The organism is Parasutterella sp., from assembly GCF_057870745.1.
Map to the genome: position 1 here is coordinate 72,833 of NZ_DBMALT010000001.1, position 19,913 is coordinate 92,745.

General features: G+C 50.4%; 13 protein-coding genes. All 13 read right to left on the minus strand.

All coding sequences use genetic code 11. The features are described 5' to 3' along the window. Positions 1-43: 43 nt before the first annotated feature. Positions 44-2,611, minus strand: a complete 2,568-nt coding sequence (locus ACZND6_RS00385; RefSeq protein ID WP_489524248.1) for a hypothetical protein — start codon at positions 2,609-2,611, stop codon at positions 44-46. Between the two features lie 9 nt (positions 2,612-2,620). Next, positions 2,621-5,383, minus strand: coding sequence for a MuF-C-terminal domain-containing protein (locus ACZND6_RS00390; RefSeq protein ID WP_489524249.1), 2,763 nt, complete (start codon positions 5,381-5,383; stop codon positions 2,621-2,623). Beyond that, positions 5,380-8,094, minus strand: a complete 2,715-nt coding sequence (locus ACZND6_RS00395) for a hypothetical protein (protein ID WP_489524250.1) — start codon at positions 8,092-8,094, stop codon at positions 5,380-5,382. Before ACZND6_RS00395 ends, ACZND6_RS00390 begins: the two co-directional genes overlap by 4 nt. Beyond that, entirely contained in the window at positions 8,091-11,177 is a 3,087-nt protein-coding gene (locus ACZND6_RS00400) for a hypothetical protein (RefSeq protein ID WP_489524251.1), read from the minus strand. Before ACZND6_RS00400 ends, ACZND6_RS00395 begins: the two co-directional genes overlap by 4 nt. Before the next feature lie 3 nt (positions 11,178-11,180). Beyond that, positions 11,181-11,939 (minus strand): virion core protein, T7 gp14 family, encoded by a 759-nt coding sequence (locus ACZND6_RS00405; protein WP_489524252.1) that lies wholly within the window; start codon positions 11,937-11,939, stop codon positions 11,181-11,183. A 55-nt stretch (positions 11,940-11,994) separates the two neighbouring features. After that, entirely contained in the window at positions 11,995-14,793 is a 2,799-nt protein-coding gene (locus ACZND6_RS00410; RefSeq protein ID WP_489524253.1) for a phage tail protein, read from the minus strand. After that, on the minus strand, positions 14,794-15,396 hold the full coding sequence (locus ACZND6_RS00415) for a phage connector family protein (protein WP_489524254.1): 603 nt from the start codon (positions 15,394-15,396) through the stop codon (positions 14,794-14,796). A gap of 83 nt (positions 15,397-15,479) precedes the next feature. Continuing rightward, on the minus strand, positions 15,480-15,878 hold the full coding sequence (locus tag ACZND6_RS00420; RefSeq protein WP_489524255.1) for a Bbp16 family capsid cement protein: 399 nt from the start codon (positions 15,876-15,878) through the stop codon (positions 15,480-15,482). 12 nt (positions 15,879-15,890) lie between these two features. Then, complete coding sequence (locus ACZND6_RS00425) at positions 15,891-16,892, minus strand: major capsid protein (RefSeq protein WP_489524256.1); 1,002 nt, start codon at positions 16,890-16,892, stop codon at positions 15,891-15,893. A gap of 3 nt (positions 16,893-16,895) precedes the next feature. Then, positions 16,896-17,561 carry a hypothetical protein gene (locus ACZND6_RS00430; RefSeq protein WP_489524257.1) on the minus strand — a complete coding sequence of 222 codons (666 nt, stop codon included), beginning with the start codon at positions 17,559-17,561 and terminating at the stop codon, positions 16,896-16,898. Next, positions 17,554-17,859: a Bbp19 family protein gene (locus ACZND6_RS00435; protein ID WP_281536453.1), complete on the minus strand. Its 306-nt coding sequence runs from the start codon at positions 17,857-17,859 to the stop codon at positions 17,554-17,556. Before ACZND6_RS00435 ends, ACZND6_RS00430 begins: the two co-directional genes overlap by 8 nt. A gap of 34 nt (positions 17,860-17,893) precedes the next feature. Continuing rightward, positions 17,894-19,591: a portal protein gene (locus ACZND6_RS00440; RefSeq protein WP_489524258.1), complete on the minus strand. Its 1,698-nt coding sequence runs from the start codon at positions 19,589-19,591 to the stop codon at positions 17,894-17,896. Positions 19,592-19,597: 6 nt separating this feature from the next. Beyond that, positions 19,598-19,903 carry a hypothetical protein gene (locus ACZND6_RS00445; protein ID WP_489524259.1) on the minus strand — a complete coding sequence of 102 codons (306 nt, stop codon included), beginning with the start codon at positions 19,901-19,903 and terminating at the stop codon, positions 19,598-19,600. Between the last annotated feature and the right edge of the window lie 10 nt (positions 19,904-19,913).

The window sequence follows — 19,913 nt, forward strand, 5'->3', positions numbered from 1 at the left end:
TAGAGACATTCTCATGTCAGCCAGATTGTTGATGCGCACACCTCTAGCGGCTGGGATCTGTACCGAACTCTGGCATTCTGTACGGAAGCATTTCAGTAGGTTTCCACCAATAACCCACACCTTGATTTTTGCGAATCTTCTGCTCGATTCTGCGATGGTACCCAGGGTTCATCATCTCTTGAATCTGATTGAACACAGCATGATTCAAGAGCTGTTTCGTGTACCAGAGATTCACTACAGGCAGGTTTCCCTTGATAATTCTGATTGTGTTAGCACCAATATCTTTGTTGTCCTTGAACTTATCAAAAATCGTGTAGGCGTCCATCGCGGTAGAGAGAACAGGGCCAGCCATATTCATGAGTGCGGGGTGTCCGTATTTGTAATCGTCCATTCCGGACACGAGGATATCGCCGATAAAGCCCATCCCGCCACCAGCAGTGAATGCACGCTTGAAAGCGTCTAAAGTTGTCGGGTCTTTAACGTCGCTTCCGTTGATTAAGTCCTTAAACATATTGGCCACGTAAGCCACCAGTGTGGTTGAAACTACAAGTGAGCTCATGTATCCAACTCGGCTCCAAATTGCGGCGCCTTGTCCATCAGTTTGCAGTTTATAGCGATACAGGTCTTTAGATCTCTGGAGGTGCCGCGTAAACATTGCGATAGGGAAAGACTTGAAAAGGAAGATACTGCGGATAAATTCACCTGCTACGGTGCCGCGGGATTTGCCCCAGTTCGTAATCGAGCGCGTCATTAGGTCAGGTTGGAGGGATGCCATAAAACTATCATCCATGACGAAACTCAGATATGTGGATACGAGTTTGTCTACGTTGAGACCGTCAATGTCGCCATTCTTGGATGCGGCGTTCTTAATAGAATTGATCGTTAAAAACTCCGAGCCGTTGAGTTCTTCAGGCTTGCACTTCTGGAGCGCTTTCCAGACGTCCTCAGAAACTCCGAATTCCTCCAGACGGTATCTAAGCCAGCCGTCAATGTCGGCCCAATTATGCTTTGTGGCCTCGGCAAAAGTTGCCATTGTGTTTAAAGACTGCGCCCTTCTCACTGCGTCCGTCCACTGAGAAAGAAGTGACAGTCTCATGGTGAGGTCAGCAAGTTTGCCCGTGATCCCGTTACCGATATTTCCCTCAACAAACCTGGAGGCGGCGGAGTTGAGTTCATCTCCGATAATGCCAGCACGAGCGGCAAACCGTTTATCAGATTTGTCAGCAGGGTTGAGCGACTTCACCAGGAGCATTGCACTTCTGGCGAAAGGCATTCGGTTCACTCTGGCTGTATGGAAATAAGTTGCCACGTCAGTGAAGGAGGAAATAAAAGCGGAGCCGAGTTTTCCTGCTACCTGGAGGTTACGAGCGCCTTGACCGATTGAGGCAATAAAGCCGCTCTCCACGACATTTGCAGTCCCTGTAAGATTTGCCCACATTGCGTCTAAAAGAGAGTTGTCGGCTGACTTGATCTTGCCCGTTGAAGAGGTTTGCTGATCGGTGTCAATCTGAGCCATACGCTTCAGAGTGTTGTAGGTGTTTGTAGGACTGGGGCCTAACATCTCCATGAGCGCTATATCGCGGCTCATTGAGCCAATGTGTTCCATCATCGTGCCCATAACGCTCGGATTAGATCCAAAAACTTCGTTGTAATCAAGCCTGGCCTGCGCGTCTTTGAACATTAGCGTGCGGTGTTCCTGACGCGTGTTGGCTTTGCTCTTGCCTCTGCCTGCTGTGACTTTCCCCACATTCTCTTTGTTGGCTCCGTTTGTTCTGATTGTTTCAAAGACATCAGAGAGAAGGGCTCGCATTGCGTCATCTGAGAGCGGTTTTAGATCGTCATCTAAATACTTAGAGCGGTCGAGTTTGTCCCAAACAAAATCTATCCAGGCGTCTCTATTCTGATTGGGATTGTATTTTTTATGCGTTACGGTGTCCTTGATGGTCAGGCCAGCTTGTTTTAGTTCGCCTCCAGCCAGCCGTCTTGCCGCGTTCGTTATCTTGTAGCGGTCATGTGTCTGCGGAAATAGCCAATCCTCCAGCTTTCCAATATCACCGCCAGCCGCGTTGAATCTTTGGCGGAGTGATTCAACTGTATCAATCCAGGCCTTGGCCGCCGATTTGGCAACAGGGTTTCCAGTGTCATCACCTGCGATTTCGTGCACCAGGTCGGTAATGAGTTTCTTGTTCTCACATAAGCCTAAGAACGTGGGGCTGGTTTTCTCCAGAAAATCAACAAGGCGTGACTTGGCCTCCTGCTCCACGCCCACCTTGTACTTGTCCACACGATTGAGGATGCCTCTGGCCGCTTGGTTAGCGCTGTCACCGTTAGTTCTCATTGATTGATAGGTCAATCGGTTTTGATAGATGGCCAAAGCCTGGCGCTTGGCGTTGAAGGCCTTTCGCGCGGCGTCCTGTTGGATTCTCTGGGCGTGCTGTTTGGCGGCCTCACTCACTACCTGATCCCGTGACATATTCGGGTGGGCCTGCCTGTTCTGGAGGTAGTAGTTTTTAACGCTGGCCACCAGGTCTTGACTTTCGCTTTCTGTAATCGGACGGCCTAAGACCGCCGACACTTGGCGCTCGCATTCGGGTTTTAATTTGCTGACCATTTTTAATCCTTAAAAAACATCATCAAAAGCACCGTTTCTCAGCATGCACTGAGCGGCCTCGGAAACACTGTTGGCGCGGTCAAGCTCCTGTTTCTGCTCGGCCTCAATCTCTCTCATGTAATCGCCCATGCTCACCTCTCGTCCATCGTCCAGGACAATGAATGCATTGGGATCGTTAGCCGCTGAGGTCTCCAGGTTTTGATCCATGAACTGCTCTTCGTTCGGGATTCCATAGTGCGGATGGTTTTCTCCTGTCTGCGGCTCTGGCTGATTGATTCCGAGAGTTTCTCTAATTCGAGCCTTGCTATCTTCAGATATTGGAGCTTGGTCAATCACCTGTTCTGCTGTCTGCTGCACGGCCTTAACAACCGGATTTGCAGGCGGCTCTTCTGGCTCCATACCGCCGAATAAGGACGGCGTATCAATCTCTTCTTTGGCCCTGATCTGTTCATCGGTTGCCAGAAGTCGATCATAGACGGCGCGTACTTCTGGAGAGATTTCAACCTGCAACTCTTCGGAGGATTTGTAGATCTTTGTCAGCCAGTCTTTGAAGGCCTTGAAGACTTTCTCAAGGGCCGTGCTCGGAGCTTCACCTTCTCTCAGGTATTGCTCAAAACCTCTGGCAAACTGTTCATGAGCCGCTCTCTGTTCGTCAATGGATAGGTTTCTCCATTCGTCCAAGTCCTTTACGCCAAACCAGTCCATAAGAGTTTGGACGTCCGCTTTGACCTGAGCGGGTGCATCATCCTTCATTGCCACATCTGTGAGCACGTCAAGGAAATAATGCCCGCTCTCGTGAATGAATGTGCTCTCATTTGCAGACTGCATGAGCGTAATCACGCGCTCTCCAGGCGTGTAAATTCCTCGCGGTGCGTTTTCGTTCTGGAAGAGTATGTCTCCAGATTTCTCATTCAGTCGGTTGGTGAGTTCTTGGATAACCTTTGCCCTGGCTCCCTCCACCTCAGCATCATATTTGGCAACTGTTATGCCCGCTTGCTCCAGGCGTCTGATTGTTGCTTCGCTCGTGCCTTCTGGGACAACTGCGCCTCTAAACTCGTCGGCTCCGACTGCTCTCTGCGGTTTCGCCTCGAAGTAATCAGTCATTGCCTTCTTAATATCATTGAGAATCTCCACACCTAATTTGACCGTTTCATCACTCGGTTCAAAGCCGTACTTCTTCAATGCGGATTTCATTCTGGCAGGAGTAGGTTTGCTCTTTTGACCTGCAACTTTAGCCAGTGCCTCCATTGCTCTATCAGGGGTTGAAAACTCATCACCTCGATTTTCTCTAGCCGCAAGATCTCTGAAATCTGACATCTTGTCATTTGCTGCGGCATTAATGCCGTTTACTGTCTGAGAATCAGCAATGAGGTCTCGGTTTCCTTGAATGTCCTCTATAGAATCAAACCGCCGAGCAGCGGCCGCCCGAACCTTTCCAGGTCCAAAGAAAAGAGTTGATTCTTTGTTGGAGACGGCGGAGGATTTCATAGCCTCAACCACATTTTGTAGCGTAATCGGCCTGTATGAGTTCCCAACCTTGATAAGAGGTGCGCTATAAACGGAATTGACTTTATCAGAGATAAATTTTTCAAATTCGTCCCTCATCGGAGCTATAAGTTTTTCAAGCTCTAGCTGAGTTGCGCCGCTGGAAACTGGGGCATCCCCTCCCTCGGCTTTTTTCCGTTCTACTTCGTACTTCTTGACTTCTTCAATGAGTTTGAAGGGGATAAAGCCTGTTTTCTCGTATGCGTCAATGTTGTCTCCGTATGCACGCATTCTCAGGCCTTTTAATCCTGTCGGTTCATTGAGCTTTTCTCGAAGGGCCTCAACAACTCCATCAGAAATCTTCTTATGAGCCGCACTGCCTTCTTCAACGGTGCTCACATCTAATCCGTTGTTATCAACAAAGTCGGAGACAATGCCCGTGGCAAAACTAGGCTTTTTAGCCTGTTGTTTGATAGGCGTGAACGGAATACCTTTATGCTTTATGAAAAGGTACATACCTGAAGCATGGGTCAAAAGGTCCTTGATAGCTTTATCCCTGTCTCCCTCATATTGAAGGTAGTAATAACCGCTTGGGCCGTTCTCGTTGACCTCTTTTTTAGCCTCCATGATTTCCTTAACTAGGGGTTTTGCCTTTTCAGTGTTGAGGCTTTTAGACCAATCAGGCTGAGGAAATCTAGCCGTGTAGGCGTCCTGAGAGAAGACGGGTGTCCCTCTGCTTGGGTCAACCATGTCTCGAGTACCAATAAGAGAGATTTCGCCGAAGTCAGCATATGGTGTTCTCTGTTTGGTAATACCTAAGGACGGTACGGCAAAACCTCCCAAGTCTAAAGACTTGTTGAGATTCTCTTCGCTGATATTGTGAACCGTTATCAGGGGATCTTGGATACTTGTTTGATAGTACCCAGGGAACAGTTCCCGAAGCTTGACTAGGTCGGCCTCGGTCTTTACACTAACACCTGAGTCGTTGGAACCCCGAAGGCTATAGATGCCGGAGCTCTTGTTCCAACGACTTATTTTTTGGCTATTGGCGTAAACCAAAGCGTTGTTTTGCTCCTGCAACGGAAAGTACAGCGTATTTTCAGGGCCCCAAGAGGTTTTTGCCAAATTGATTTCAGCATGCCTTCCAGGGCCATTAAATTTAACCGCGACAACAACGTTTTGATTATTTTCGGCCTTTAGGTCAAGCATGAAGAGATAGGTATTTTCTCTCCGATCATCTCTGAAAATTGCAATCGGATCTGTCAGCGCTTCTGGAATTTGCTTCAAAACTCGTTTCGAAATCTCGGGATGAATATGGTGAGAAGGACTAGATTTTTTTCTCCTGGCAGGGCACCATCAAACATGTGAGGGGTAGCCCGAAGCGTTAAGAACTTTGCCCCAATCAATTTCATCACAAGCGGGGTTTGCTTGAGCATTACCACGTTTTGAGTAGGCTTAAGCTTTAGGTCGTCAACAAAACGCCCCCAATCCTCAGCATCTTTTCTTAATTTTTCTGCTGCACTTATTGGTTCCTGAGAGAATCCTTCTGCGGATTCCGCTCTCTGAACTCTTACCTCATATTCCTGCTCAAGCTCTTTCCTGCTCTTGCCTAGGCGGATTCCCAAAGTTTCAAAGAATGCGTCATGGACTTTGGCGCCCATCTCTGCAACCTTTTGTTCCGCTCCTGCGCCTACCAGCTCCCTCACAAAACGACTAATAAAGGAGCTAACTTCTTTGTCCATAACTTCAGGGTCTACGCCTTCTCCAGACACCTCAACCTTCTCTCCGTTGTCGAGCTGTTCTGCTGCTCTCTGTTCATCGGCAAGAGACTTATTTATGTCTCCTCTAGTTCCTGAAGGTTGATCCTCCTGAATAATTCTGGCGGATTGCAATTCCATAGCGGCGTCAACATGGCTAGGCCTAATTTCATTAACTGCTCGATCAAAAGAATCAAATTCTTTTTTGACCATCTGGAAAACTTGATCCTTAGTGACTGCTTCAAAGAAACCTGCGCCTCCACTTTCCTGTTCTGCCACCTCTCTGAACCTGGCCAGGATTTCCTGAAGTCTTTCGGGATTAGCCGATAGGAGAATGTCTCTAAAGTAGCGCTGTGCGGGTGTTGCGGATTCCTCCATGAGAGAGCCTGTAAGCTCCTTCTCATGGCCCTTACCGTTGATCTTCTTCGCTTCTCTTCGTGTCTCGAATACGTCAGCCACGGCCTCCAGAAGGTCTGGTGAAAAGTCCAGCTCTCCTTTGATCTTCTTCAGCCTAACCACCTCAGTGGCTACAGACTGCAAGACGTTCATGATCTTGCGGTCTTCAGGGCTGTCAGCAATAAACCTGTTGATGATCCGAGTATCAGAGAAGGCGGCCGCAAAAATAGCAGGCCTCATTCGTCTTGCGATATTGTCATAAAGGGCATTGCCGTTTGAATCAATGAGGCCTTCTTTATCGGGAGTACGCTTAACAAACTCGTCCATAGACTTTCTAGTGATTTCACCGTCCTTGGTGAATTCAACCTCTTCAAGTCGGACGTTTCGAGCGTCCTGTGCAGCTTGCTCGGCCGGATTTAGTTTCAGAGTGCCTGTGCGGTTGGACGCCTCTCCGATACCCTCGACTACATCAGCATCATCCATGACGCGCACCAGGATCGGATTCTTCATTTTCTTGAGCTGGCGTTTTGAGATTCCAAACTCTTTAGCGTCTTGAGTAAGATCGGCTCTGTACTTGGTCGCCTTAACTTGTCTGTAGGCGCCTTGTAGTCCAGCTATGCGGCCATTACCTGCAATAGCTCTGGCACCTGCTACGGTCGGATCTGTAAACCCTGGATTGCTGGATCCGTCAACGGCATTAGAAGTGAGCACATCGTCCGCGTCCACCACGGCATAACGCATTGTCATCGGCTCGGAGCTCGGGTCAGCGGACACATCAACCCGCTTTCCCCAGAGAATATTCATGTCCTCGGGTACATAGGCAATAATCGGAGCGCCTTGATCCAGGGAGCGGCTCTCTCTCAAAAGATTGAAGTTCGGAGCGGCCGCGATTTTTTCCATCTGGAGGCGGCTTTCTTTTGAGGAGCGGTCACGATTCTGAATAGAATCCAGCACGCTTTTATTCATGTTCGTGGTGGGAGCGGCTTGACCCTCAGGTGTCTGAGGTGCGCTCGGTTGGGTAGCGGCCTCGGTCTCCAGGTAACGCGCCTGAGCACGGTTTGCACGTGCGCCCAAAGCACCAAAAGCAATACCCATACCCGCCGATACTCCGAGATTCACGGGATCAAACGGGTCATACTCCTGAGCCTGTTTTGAATAGTTGGCGTTATCCAATACAAATTTAATGGAGGCCTGTTCGCTGATGTCGGTCAGCGGGTTGACAGCGCCACCGAAAAGTATTGACTTCACATAGCTGGTTCCCACTGCTCCAGGCAAGGCCATTCCTACAGCGTTGACTGAGCCTGTGATCGCACCTGCCGTCCGAGCTATTGAGGCGTCCACGCCCTTGTCTCGGAGCTTGCCAGCTTCGTAAAGACCGAGGTCAGCACCGAAAAGCGGAGCGGCCAAAATACCGCTTCCGCCCGTGGCTACGGTGTATCCGATTGCCTTGGCCAGGGATCCCGTTAAACCATGAAGCATCATGGCGGCCTGTCCCGTTGTCTCTGGGTTAGGCGTGTAATCGTTCTGGGCCTTGAGGCGTGCAAACTTTGCATCATCTCTCAGCCTAGCTGCTACCTGCTCCTTCTGCTCCTGGGTCGGCTTGAAGTCGCTGAATGCGTCCTCGTTATTGTCGAGGTCGTAATTCACCTCTACGCGGTCCGCCATTAACTCGTTTACGCCTGAAAGTGATTGATAGAAGGAGAAAGGGAGCGCCTTTTCCAGCGCCTCTCCTGTGCCTTGAAAAGCTGAGGGCTTGGTCGGCTCCATATCCTTCGCTACACCAAAACCTCTCAGGGCCTCGGGCTGAGTTTGAACTGTTTCACCAAAAGCGTTTAACCAATTCATTTTTTAGTTCTCCGAGAAATGTAGGTGTTGAGGTCGATTACTAAGGGCTGGCCTTTCTCGTCTCTCACGTAATTGAGGCCGTTGACTACTTGGTACACACCGTCATCAATCGACTGGAGCTGTCCAGAAGAAACAAGATTTTCAAGCTGGCTGGAAGTGAGTTTCAGGCCGCCATAAAAATAGGCTTTCTTACTTTTAGCAAGGTCCTTTCCTGCGTCACTCAGCAGGTCTTCAAAACTTCCGACTTGTCTAAAAGTGAATGTGTTCTTCTGCGCCTTATCGAGCTGAGTAGGTAGGAAAATCTTCTTCCCGTTATGCTCGTAAACCTTGCCGAAAACGTTCTCAGCAGACTTCGCAACATCCTGAGAAGAGGATTGGTTGGCGTAACAATGCTCATTCATGGCCGCTGACAACATGGCCTCATAGGCCGGACTACCGTCCGAGACTGCCAGGACACCGCTTAACAATGTCCTCATGTCCTTCTCGTCTTTCCAGGCCTCACCGATTTTCGACTTCTTAATGTAGTCACCGTTGATCTGTCTGAGCGCACCGTTCATCTCCTTGCCGTTCGGAGTTGAGGCCACGCCCAGCGCGATTGCAAGCGTCTGGTTCTTGTTGCCGATTTGTTCGGAGAAAATCCTTAGCGGCTCCGAAGTTGTTGCGGTCGGATCGGTCATGCGGTCGGCCATTCTGTTCAGGAAGTCCGCCTGGTGAACGGCGTCCATGCCCTGCATGAAATTCAAAAAACCTGAAATCTCGGCCTTACTGAATAGCGTCCTGGGTGTGCCAAAACGTTCTGACACCTGATCCATGCTGTCGATTCTCTTCTGAATCTGTAGCAGCGCTCCGTCCTGATTCGTCCAGTCGGTAATCGGCTGTAAGCCTAAGTCAGGCATTCCAGAGAAGGCAAACTGCACGGGATCCTCTGCACGTTCTTTGCGGATCTGCGTGTAGGCCTTATTCCAGGTTTCTAAGTCTTTCATCCGAGCGGCGTAATTAGGATCGTCTTTAGAAGGTGTCATCTGTCGCGCTGTGGCCTCAATCTCTGCATTGCTGAGTGTCGGCATAAGGTAGAGATTGGCATTGAGCTTCGATTCCTGCTGTGCGTTCTGGAATTGTCTCAGCCCTTCTTCCTGCCCGTAAGTCTGAATAAAAGCTCCGACATCAGGGAGCTGGCTCATGTCGCCTGTGCTCCTGGCTACAGCCAGCGCATTATTCAAAGTAGTCTTGAATTGGGAGCGCAGGTTAGCCGTTGACTGAGAAGTCTGCGCCTTGGTGTGTTGCATGATCCAGAGTTTCTCTGGCTCATTCAGAGAATCAAAGACCTCAATCCCCGTCTTCACGTTCGGATTGAAAACGAGATCTGCTGCCGTCAGTCTTGGCGCCTGAGTTGTACCTTCGCTCAAGAGTTTGCCGTTATCGTCGCGGCGCTCACCATTCGGACCAATAAAGATGTTTTGGCCGTTCTCAACTGTCCAGCGGCCGCCCACATTTCGCTTCCCGTCTGCATACTGGCTTTCCTCGGAGAATGTGTGGTGGTTCGGCTTCTTGAACGTGTCTGGAAAGTGACCATTCTCAGCTTGAGCCACTCCAGCTTTCCAGGCTCCTCTTAGGTCATAGTCGTAAACATCACGCTCATGGCCGATCTGTTTGGCCCATGCTTGGTACTGCTGTTCTTCTTCGTCAGATAACTGAGTGTTGTACAGGTCGGAATAGTCGTTGATGTCCTCCTTGCCGAGAGCGTCCAGGACACCTGCAATAATCGTTCGCTCGCTGTACGGGACATCGCCGATCTCCTGCTTCATCATGGCCGTGACGAGCTTCTTCAGCACCTCAGGATTTTTCGTGTCCAGCTTTTCATCAGGCTGATAGCCAGTGCCCTTGCATACGTTGGCTATGTAGTCATCAGTTGGATTCTCTGAGGCGGGAGCGTATCTGCTCACAATATCTCTAACAGTGTTGATCCCGTACTTCGTGCCATAGTTTTTAATGACGGTAGCAGCGGCCCTGATCCCGTCCATCGGAGTTGAAAAGATCACATATCCGTTGTCACTCTGGCCGATTGATCCGCGCCATTTGTCGCTGGAGGCTCGGACGTTGAGCGGGTTGCACCCTTTGTATCCAGAAGTATTGAGCACCTTGTCTGCGACTTTCGGAGCCTGGCCTAATCCTGCCTGCGCTCTGGATTGTCTCAGGATATTCTCGTTTGTGTTGTCGCCCGTGGTTCTGGCAACTGCTCCAGGTGTCAATGCCAGGGCCGTTGCTCCTCCATAACGTTGAGAGAGTTCAACCAACTGCGGAGCGGCTCTGTGGAATAACATTTGGTAAGTACGGCGGCCTACGTCCGTGCTCATTTCCTTTGAGCCGTCCGTCTGAAAATGTCTCAGGGCGCCGATAGGATCGCTCAAGGCCATGTTTGAATAAACTGAGGCATAGGCCAATGACTTGTAGGCGTTCTTCTGACGTTTCAGTGTTTCCTCGTCCCATCCTTCCATCCTGCCTTGGTAGTCGATCTCGCTCATCAGGCTGGCCATTGTTCTCTGACCGTCTGGAGTAAAACCGCCTAAAGCAAACTCCTCCACAAGGTTGTCTGCATGGTCTTTAGAGGTCTGAGCCCGCCACTTAATGTTCTGCTCGTTTCGATAGACGACGGTCTTCTGTCGGACGGAATTAAGGCGCTGTAATGCGTTGGACTTAAAAGCCTCTCTCACATCCGGATCGTCAATCTGTCCTAAATGTTTGTCATAAATAGACTGAAGGTCGCTCTGTGCCTGATCCCAGCCTGTAACCGCGTTCTTGCCACGCTGTGCAAAATAGCCCTTCTCAGGGTCGTACAGCGTTGTCTGTACTTCCTTGTTGTAAGCGTCAAGCTGTTCATCGGCCTGTGCTTTTACAACAGTGTCACGGTGATAAGCCTCAATTTTTATCGTGCTGTCTGCAAGCTGGCTCCAGGGTTGGAGCGCTCGATTCATGACATTTTCATAGTCAAAAGAGGGTCGGACGTTATCAACGGGAGCGCCGAAACCTCGGCCGCTCTCTACAACACCTGGGACGTTGTTTTCATACTTAGGGACGATTGGCATTTTTTATCCTCTGTAGTTCAGAGAGAAGATGTTTTTAGTTGTCGGATAAAGCTGTGTGGTTTTGACTGTCTGGCCTAGCAGCAGGTTCGGTTGTGCACCTGAAATAGCATCAATCCTCGTTACGCCTGGCTGGGCGCCTGATATGGCGTCAATCTTGATTCCTGGGTCTGCTCCGGAGATTGCATCAATGTGGATTGGCTCCTCAGCCTTCGGCTTTTCGGCCGATTCGGATGCTTTGGCCATATCCATCAATTTGCCGTAAGCAAATGCCATTCCCATATTCCCAGCGCCCACCAGAAGAGAATCCGTAAAGGCTCGGCTTGCGCTCTGCTTCTTAGCCAGGCTCATTAAGGCCTGGTTTCTAAAGTCTGTCTCTTTTGCTCGGTAGCCCCACGCCTCGGATTTGGCGTTAGATTCAAGCCTGTTGAGATTGATCTTCTTCACAATGTCCGTGCTGGCTAATTGCTCGGCGGCTGATCCGACACCGATAGCAACTCCGTTCGCGGCTAAAGCGACTTTCTGCCGTGCTTTAACCTGAGCGGCCTGCATGGTCTCGCGCTGGTATTCACCTTCAGCGGCGAACAATCTCTGCTGATAATGCAAGTTCATCGTGTCCGCGTTGATCTTTGCAATATCGGCTTGTGCTTGTGCAATAGCGTTGTTGTACTTCGTGACACTCTTAGCACCGAAGGCGTTAAAGAGTGTGGAAACACCTGTAGAAATAAGGCCTAGTGTGCCAAAAGAAAAACCTGATCCGGCCATAAAAAATCCTCCAACTCAGCATAGATATTGGAGGATTCCACGGGGTTGATGCGCACTACACCACGTCGCAGGTCACGGTAATACTAGAGATTTTCAGCGGGAGCGGGGCACTCTGGCGAATACACACTTGACCGTCATCCGTCCATGAAGCGGCGATATCTACTTCAAACTCTCCGTTCCTCTTCTTCGGCGGGGTACCGGGTGTTTCCCGTCCTCGTGTCGGCTGCTGATAGAGGTCGTCGAAACTCGAGCCAGCCAGAATGCTCGCTGAATCAATCATTCTCACTGCTACACCACTGATGTTCTTCCTGTGGTTACTACCGAAAGAAAGATCCTGAAGCTGTAAGGCAAGAGGTAAGGTCTGAATGTCAGAGTTGTACGGCAAACCAACATGCACCTTAGAGGCCGCTCTTCTTAGCGTGATCTTGCCGTTCTGCACTACTTGATCCGGCACACAATAGCCGTCGGCTAGGATGGAAACCTTCATCCCATTCAGCCAGCTAATTCCCGTGATGTCCGTCTTGGCTGGGCCTGAATACGTGCCTGCGCAGTCCATGAATAAGTAGTCTTCATCTTTCTCAATGATGTACTCATTCATGCGCTCTACAAACCTCACGGTGTTGTCTCCAATTTTCCGCTTGGTCACGACATAAAGAATGTCCTCATTGCTCTCTGGCACCACTGCACACGATTCAAAGTCGCCCTGGGTCTCGTGCTGTGCAAAAGCTCCGACTTGTTGTTCTGGCACGTATGTGAAGGAGATTAGTTTGCCTATGTCGTTCACGCACCAGAATATGCTGTAGGGAGCCTTGGCGTATGCAATATCGACAACTTCGTGATGATCGAAGAGGTGGGCCGCTCTCAAACACACATCGGAGGTAATATAGCCGCCCGCCTGATAGCTGTAGCCGAGTTCTCTCAGGTGTCCGCCTCGAGCCGAGGCAAAGATCATCGTGTTGTTAATAAGGACCGGTTTTGTCTGGCTGGAGCCGACATAAGACTGAGGCCGCACACTCATAGATTCAGGCGTGATCGCGTCTGAGTTCACTGGGCTCACTCTCCATTCCCCGCTTGCGGTCAGCATAAGGAGCTGAGACAAGGGGACGATATGGCGGATTCGGTTTGAATCCTGGCTCGCTACCCTAACCTTGATGCGGTCGGTGGATTGGGACGGGAGGGAATAGCCCATATCTGTTTCAGTGCCCGTCTTCGTTGCCCAAATATATTGCGGTCTCATGCGACTGCCGGCAAACCACCTTCTCTGCTCGAAGTAGCTCACACATCCTGGATAGTCGCCAGCATTCGCAACAGTCAGAGATATTTGAGCGCCTGAGCCATAGTTTGAATAAAGAGTGGCCGTCGGATTTGAATATCCTGCGCCTGGATTCTTGACTATTACGTTTGTCAGCTTGCCGCCTGAAATTACAGGCTCTAACACGGCTCCGCTTCCTGTTGTATCGGTCACTCTGATTGAAGTCTCTAAGAACCCAGCGCTCTTTGCAGAAGTCACAAATTCGCCTGTATAACGCTTGAATTCAAATTTGTAGTTCAGTGCTTTTCGGCTCCAGGTCCATGTCGGCCAGGATGTGATAGTCACTCTACAAAGCGGCCGCTTATAACCGGACCCTGCGCTTGTGACCTGGATCCCTTTAATTGGGCGGAAACCATATAAACAGAAATTAAGATTCCCTGTCGGCTTGGTGAGCTTGATCCATTCTGAGGCAGAAGAGAATATGGCCTTGGCAGTCGCTCCGACACCTGATCCTTCGGCGTCATAAATCTCCACGCTGGCCGAGAAGAGAGAAATCATCTCGTCATTAGGGACAAGGCCTACACCATCGCCATAGAAGTTCAATGCCCAGCCGTCATCACTTTGCCACGCAGAACAGTTTCCAGGTGCTACAGGTCCATAGAAGTTTCTGCCCGATCCCTCGACTACCCATGTCTGTGTCTCTAGCAGGTCGATCCCCGTAATTTCTCCGTTCGGACCGACATATCCAGAACCTTGAGCGGTTACGGTTGCCCCCGTAATGCCGCCGCTTGTGAGGAATACATCATCATAGATTGGCGGTGTAATTGAGCTGTCAGGCGCGATATTGTCGTCATCAATCGAGTTGGAACGGGTCTCACCTATGTAGCCATATATGCCTCCCTTATCACGGTACACGCGGTAATGATCGGCACCTGCAACAGTGTTCCATGTAATGGTGTTGTACGCACCATCCCCGTAAGGGTTGCACACAACTGAGGCGGCCTGGCTCGCTTTCGATTCCTCGGAGTTGTCCAGGTTGCACGAGGTCACCACGTACTTCCGGACATATCCGTCTTTATAGGTAGCAGACTGCAAGATGTGCTGTGTAGCTGTCACTCCTGTTGGCGGTGTGAGAGAAGTATTGAAAGTGATGTCCACAAGTCGCCAGTCAAGGGCTCCGTATCTCCTGAGCTCTCTAGGCGGATGGGAGCAGTGCACCAGCGTGATGATGTCCACGCTCTGGGCATAGTCAATATCAAATAACTCCGATTCGTCATAATCGGTCGCTACCTCATAAGGGACATTGCCGTTCATCAGCGTTGAGCCGTTCGTGTGAAAACGGACGTAATGATGACCAAACTCTAAGATCATCGTCTGAGTTGCTGAGAATGTGAACGGGATCAGGCGGCATTTTCTGTCCGGATATTTGGTCTCACGCACCATTGAGAATCCGGGCCTTCTTACCACAGGGCCTTGAGGCTCAACGATCATGTTTCGGCACTTGGCCAGCCCTGCAGAATATGAAGGATCCGTGATTCTGGAGTACATCGAAGGAGAAATCTCACCTCCTCCGATACTCTGTTTATAGATTTTCAGTGACATTTAAACACTCCGTGCCGCCAGGTGGGGCGCTAAATATTCGTGCTTGACCCTGATAGAGTTTCGAGAATCCTGATACTTTGCGTTCTCTAAGGCTTGGGCCGCTAGCTGGAGCATCTGCTGCGCCAGGGAAGTTTTCATCAGCGGGCCCGTGAGATAGCTTGCCAACTGAAGAACAAGGGCCTGGATAAAGTATTGAGGCATGATGCTCACGTTCTCCACGCTTGCGACATATCGGAGCATGGGAGCTGGAGAATCGGTCAGGAGAATAAAAGAGCCTGTTTCCGATAATGTCTCCATCTCAAAATCAAGTCCGGCCTCGTCCACCCTTGAGCTTTTCTCATAGACCTTAACTGTCCTCAGATAGTCGGATGGCACTTGGTAACCGTGCGCCCATTGGTACAAGTCGGCGTCATATTTCTTGTATTCAGGCAGTCTCACGCGCCTGATCGCAAAAGCCCAGTTGTGGGCCTCAAGCAGATAACGGAGTGCCTGAGGATAGTATTCAGCACAAGCCTCAGCCTGGGGATTGCCTTCAGGCGGTTTGATCCTTGTGATTGTGCCCTTCTCGCCGAGATACGAGAGAGCGGAATTGCAAATTGACACTTCATTCATATTAAAAAAGGGAGGTTTTTAAGCCTCCCTCCTCTCTTTTAACAACTACTGAAAACTGCAACGAGAATTAACGATTAGTAGCCTTCGATCATCTTCACGCAAGGATCGGTGAACTTGTCGAAAACGTATGCAGTTGCCTTACCTGCGGTCGGAGCGGTAGAGGACACTGCGGTAGTCACGCGCAGATAACGCTTGCACTTGGCGGGGAGCGGAATTGCTACGCCATAACCCATAGTTTTTGCAGTCAATGCGCCAGTGCTTGCCACCGTTGTATAGGTGGAGTTGTCGGCGGATTCCTGAAGATTGAAGGTAACCGTGGCGGTCGCTGATTCGATCTCTTCGGTCTGCATGATGACCAGGTAAAGCGGCTTCTGGCCCGTGGTATTAATATCCGCGCCGAGGTCAATCACATCAGAAGTGATTGCGGCTGTGAGCACCTTGTTCTTGAAAAAGAGTAACTCTTTGTCGTACATGATTCTGTCTCCTTAGCTGATCTTTGCGGAAGTCTTCAAAACGTCTTTGCCAACTTTCTGAACGGGTACACCGTCAAAGGTGATAACGGAGCGGCCCGCAACGTTTTCAAAGTTGAGGGAGTTCGTTACCTTGTTGTTGATCTGGCGGCGCAGATAGCTGTGGATTGTGTCGTTTGCGAAGAACACGGTCTTGCCAGGGTTAGACACGTCAAGCAACTCAAGTGCCTGTGTCATCAGGTCAATAAGGTCATCACCAGAAGAGGCATTCTTGGTCAGGGCTGATGCGTCAATGTTGGCAATGCGGACAATGTTGAGCGGATTGAAACAGGCCACGCCGATATCAAAGCCCATGTCCGTGACATAAGCGTAATGATGTTTGCCGCCGTCATCGTCAATGCGTTCTTTCTGCGGACGTGCATCAATCCAGATTCCACCCTGGGCACCGTATTCAGGATAGAAGGTGTACATATTTTCCGTATCGCAGGACAAAAGCCAGATATCGAAGTTGCCAGTTGCTTTGGTGGAAGAACCCTTGATGATACGGTCATAGAATTCATTGTCTTTGCCGTTAACAATGTCGTAAAGACCGAGGCTTGTTCCGTTACCAGAACCATAGAAAACAGACTTGGCGGCCTGGCGTGCAAGACCACGCATGACTGCGGCGTCCTTACGAAGGCGGAATGTATCGCGCTCTTCAGGCTTACGAGAATCGAGCAAGTCGGCGTCAACTTCAGAAGAGGTGCGGACACGGAAAGAATCGTATCTGACTGCACGGCCCTTGGCCTGAGAAGTGCCCCATCCTTCGTTGTAACCGACTACTTCGCCTTCAGGGTAGTCAGTAACGATAGTGCCCTTACAGGCTGTACCGTCGTTAGCGGGAATGAGAGTGAGTTGATCGAAGAAACCCGAATAATCACGGATTGTCTGAATCAGAACCTTTTTCTGAAGATCGCTGTCCTGGGTCAGGTTAGCAATGTCAGCAAGTGTGGTGGCACCAGTATTGATAATTGCCATGATTTACTCCTTTGCTTTGTAGAAATCTGCCGCCGTGTAGATTTGCTTTACGGCGTTACTCTTTGCGGCGGGCGAGCGGTCTTCTCCGATAACCGAACCAAAATGCTTGAGGATCTTGATAAGGCCTGGATGGTTGCCAGCGATTGCCGCCAGTTCCGCAACATCTTCATCAACAAACTTTCCGTCCGCGCCTCGAAAGTCCTTGAGCGCCTTCTGCGCTGTGGCAATGGTCGATTTCAGGTGATCGCCGCCAATTACGGGATCAGCCTTAACCTTTTCCTGCCAGGCTTTATTGGTCTGCGCGATTTGGTCCGCCTGTTTCTTTGCAAGGATCGGCGTTACCTTGTCGATAACGGCCTGAGCCTTGTCTTGCGGAAGATTCAGCTCCTTGGCTACTTCTGAGAATCCTTTGACTACATCCGCGTCCAGGGATACGCCCTGGGGAGCCTTGAAGTCTTCGTACTTCTCGGGAGCGCCTGCCTCTTTCTCAGGCTCCTGCTTCTCTTCGGATTCCTTCTGCTCTTCCTTTGTTTCGGAATTGAGCAAGGAGGATTCCTCAATAGTTTCGGGAGTTGCTGTCTGTTGGGTCTGAGCTGTTTGCTCAACAGGGGCGGGAGTAGATCCGGCCTCGCTTTCAGTTTTTTCGGCTGTTTCTACAGTTTCATTCATTCTGTTCTCTCAATTCCTGAATAAATTCAGGTTTGTGTTTAATGACGTACTCGAAAATGGTTTGCGCAAACTCGCGCTTACCTTCCTTCCGAGCCATGTTGAGAGCGTTTGTATCGAATGCCGAGCCGAAAAAGCCGCTCTCAGCAAACAATCGCCTGAATACGGTCTTTCCTGCCCGCGTCTCCAAAACCTCCTTGAGAGCTTCTCGGAATTCGTATTCCTCTCTGGCCAACTCCGCTTGCTTAGCCTCAGCCTCAGCAGTCGAAGTTGCGAACGGATCTCTTACTGTCTTGCTCATTCTCTAACGTCCTAATTTCTTGATGCGCACACCCTTAGGCCATACCTTCCGCGGCCATATCCTGCATACCCTGAACGGCCTGTCCAGCCATTGTTTCTGGACCCGCAGGCACCTTTCCGAGCTTGGATAACATGTCAGCGCTCTGGGTCATCTGCTGTTGTTGCTGAGCCTGTTGCTGTTGCTGTGCTCTCTGCTGTCTGATAGCTGCTACCTCGTCCGAAGAACGAAGGATTTCAGGAGAAACACCGCGTTTGTCGGAAACAATCTGGGCGTACTTGTCCAGATCGAAGTTATCCAAGAAGTCGGGCTGCACCTGTGCAATCTGCAAGGCCTCTTGGATCGCTTGTTGGTCGGTGCGGGATTGAATCTCTTTCTGAGAGCGACTGAGGATTGATGTGTACTCGATATTCAGATCCGTTCCCTGAATCGCTTCGGGAGCTGGCGGGATTAGGCCTTGTTCATTGAGGATGTCGAACGTCCTATCAATGAGCGGCTTGAGCACCTCGTTGTTGAATCGAGAGAGAACGGGGCCGAGCATTAAGAGTTTCTCTTCGTGCAACTCTGCCACGGCTGTGGCCGTCATCTGGTTGATAGCGCTCTGGTTGTTGAGCATGAGGAACATGTCAACGTTAAAAGCGCCCTTGATGCGCTGTTGACACTCTCCAATATCCTGGCGCAACTCGCCCAGGTTAATGTTCACATTCCACAACTGCTCTACAGGTTTGCGGCCTGTGGATCCGTTCACGAAAGAGACACCACCTGGATCTGTGTCAATGTCTGAATCTTTGGCCTCAGTGGGCAGACCGATTGGCGGCTTGACCATGTAGTCAATAGCGTTTCCCTTCTGCATCTGTTCATGCTGTAACTGCATGACATCGCCTAAGGCCACCATGCCAGGAGATTCAGAAGAATAAGTCTCGTTACTGATAGCGCCCCAGCGTCCCACAACGGCAGGGAATGTCCTGTAGCCTGATTCCCTGAGAATAGGATGGGCACTGTCGTTATAGTCTTTGAGGACGTAAACCGAGCGCCAGGGCATGTTTTTGTTGTCCTTGAATCTCGGATCACGGTCTTTGCGCGGCTCGATTGCGTGCAGCACCACCTGTTGCTCGTCCAATTTTCCAGCTTTGGCCACGGCGGCCAGACTGGAGGGGAGCACATCAATTCCGAATTCATCAATGAGCTGGCGCGTGGTCATTGAGAACTCTCGATAGAGAGTGTCTGGAATGCCGCGGGCATTGCACGCTATGCAGTATTCACCGACGGTCAGCGGACTACAGATAAAGCCGAGTTGGTCATCCTCTTCAATGATGATTGCCAGGACACCGAACAAGCCAGCCTCCATCCATGCATGGTGGAGAGACTGATACAGGTTTGTCCGAGCAAAAGACATGTAAAGAATCTGACTGACCTCAGACAACCAACGGCGCACCTCTACCGATTCATCTAAGTCAGGGCTTCCCGTGGTCAGGTAAAACCACTGCTGGCTGGGATCGGTCATGCCTGACATCAGGCCCTTGGCCAAAACATCCGAGGCCTTGAGGGGAGTGTTGTCATAAATTGAATTCCACTTGCCTTTGGCCTCATTCTGATTTTTCGGGCTCAGAAACTTGCCGTTGGCGGGCCTCAAATACTTTGAGATATTCCGCCATTGGTGCAGGTATGGATCCCGCTCCTTCTGAAGTTCTCTCCAGCGGTTCAGGAGCTTTTCTCTTAATTCTCGTTCTTTCATGATGGTCTACCCCAGGGCAGACTTCTTGCCCAGCGTTAAATCTTGATCGTCCACGCCACCCGCGCCTGTCAACATGGTTTGGCCGCCCGAGAGCAGATCATTAGTGTTGTCGCCGAGGATTTTGCTAATGTCGGCGGTCTTCTGGTTCTGCATACGCATTTGCTCACGCTGTTGTTCAGCTTGTTTCTCCGCGTTGCGTTTTGCTTCTTCCGTGGCGTCCTTCTGAGCGCTGGCCTGGCGTCGAGCGGATCGGCTCTGTGTGTGAGAAGTGAGTGCGGCAGATCCGGCCATAAGCAGGCCATATCCCAGCATTTCCATACCC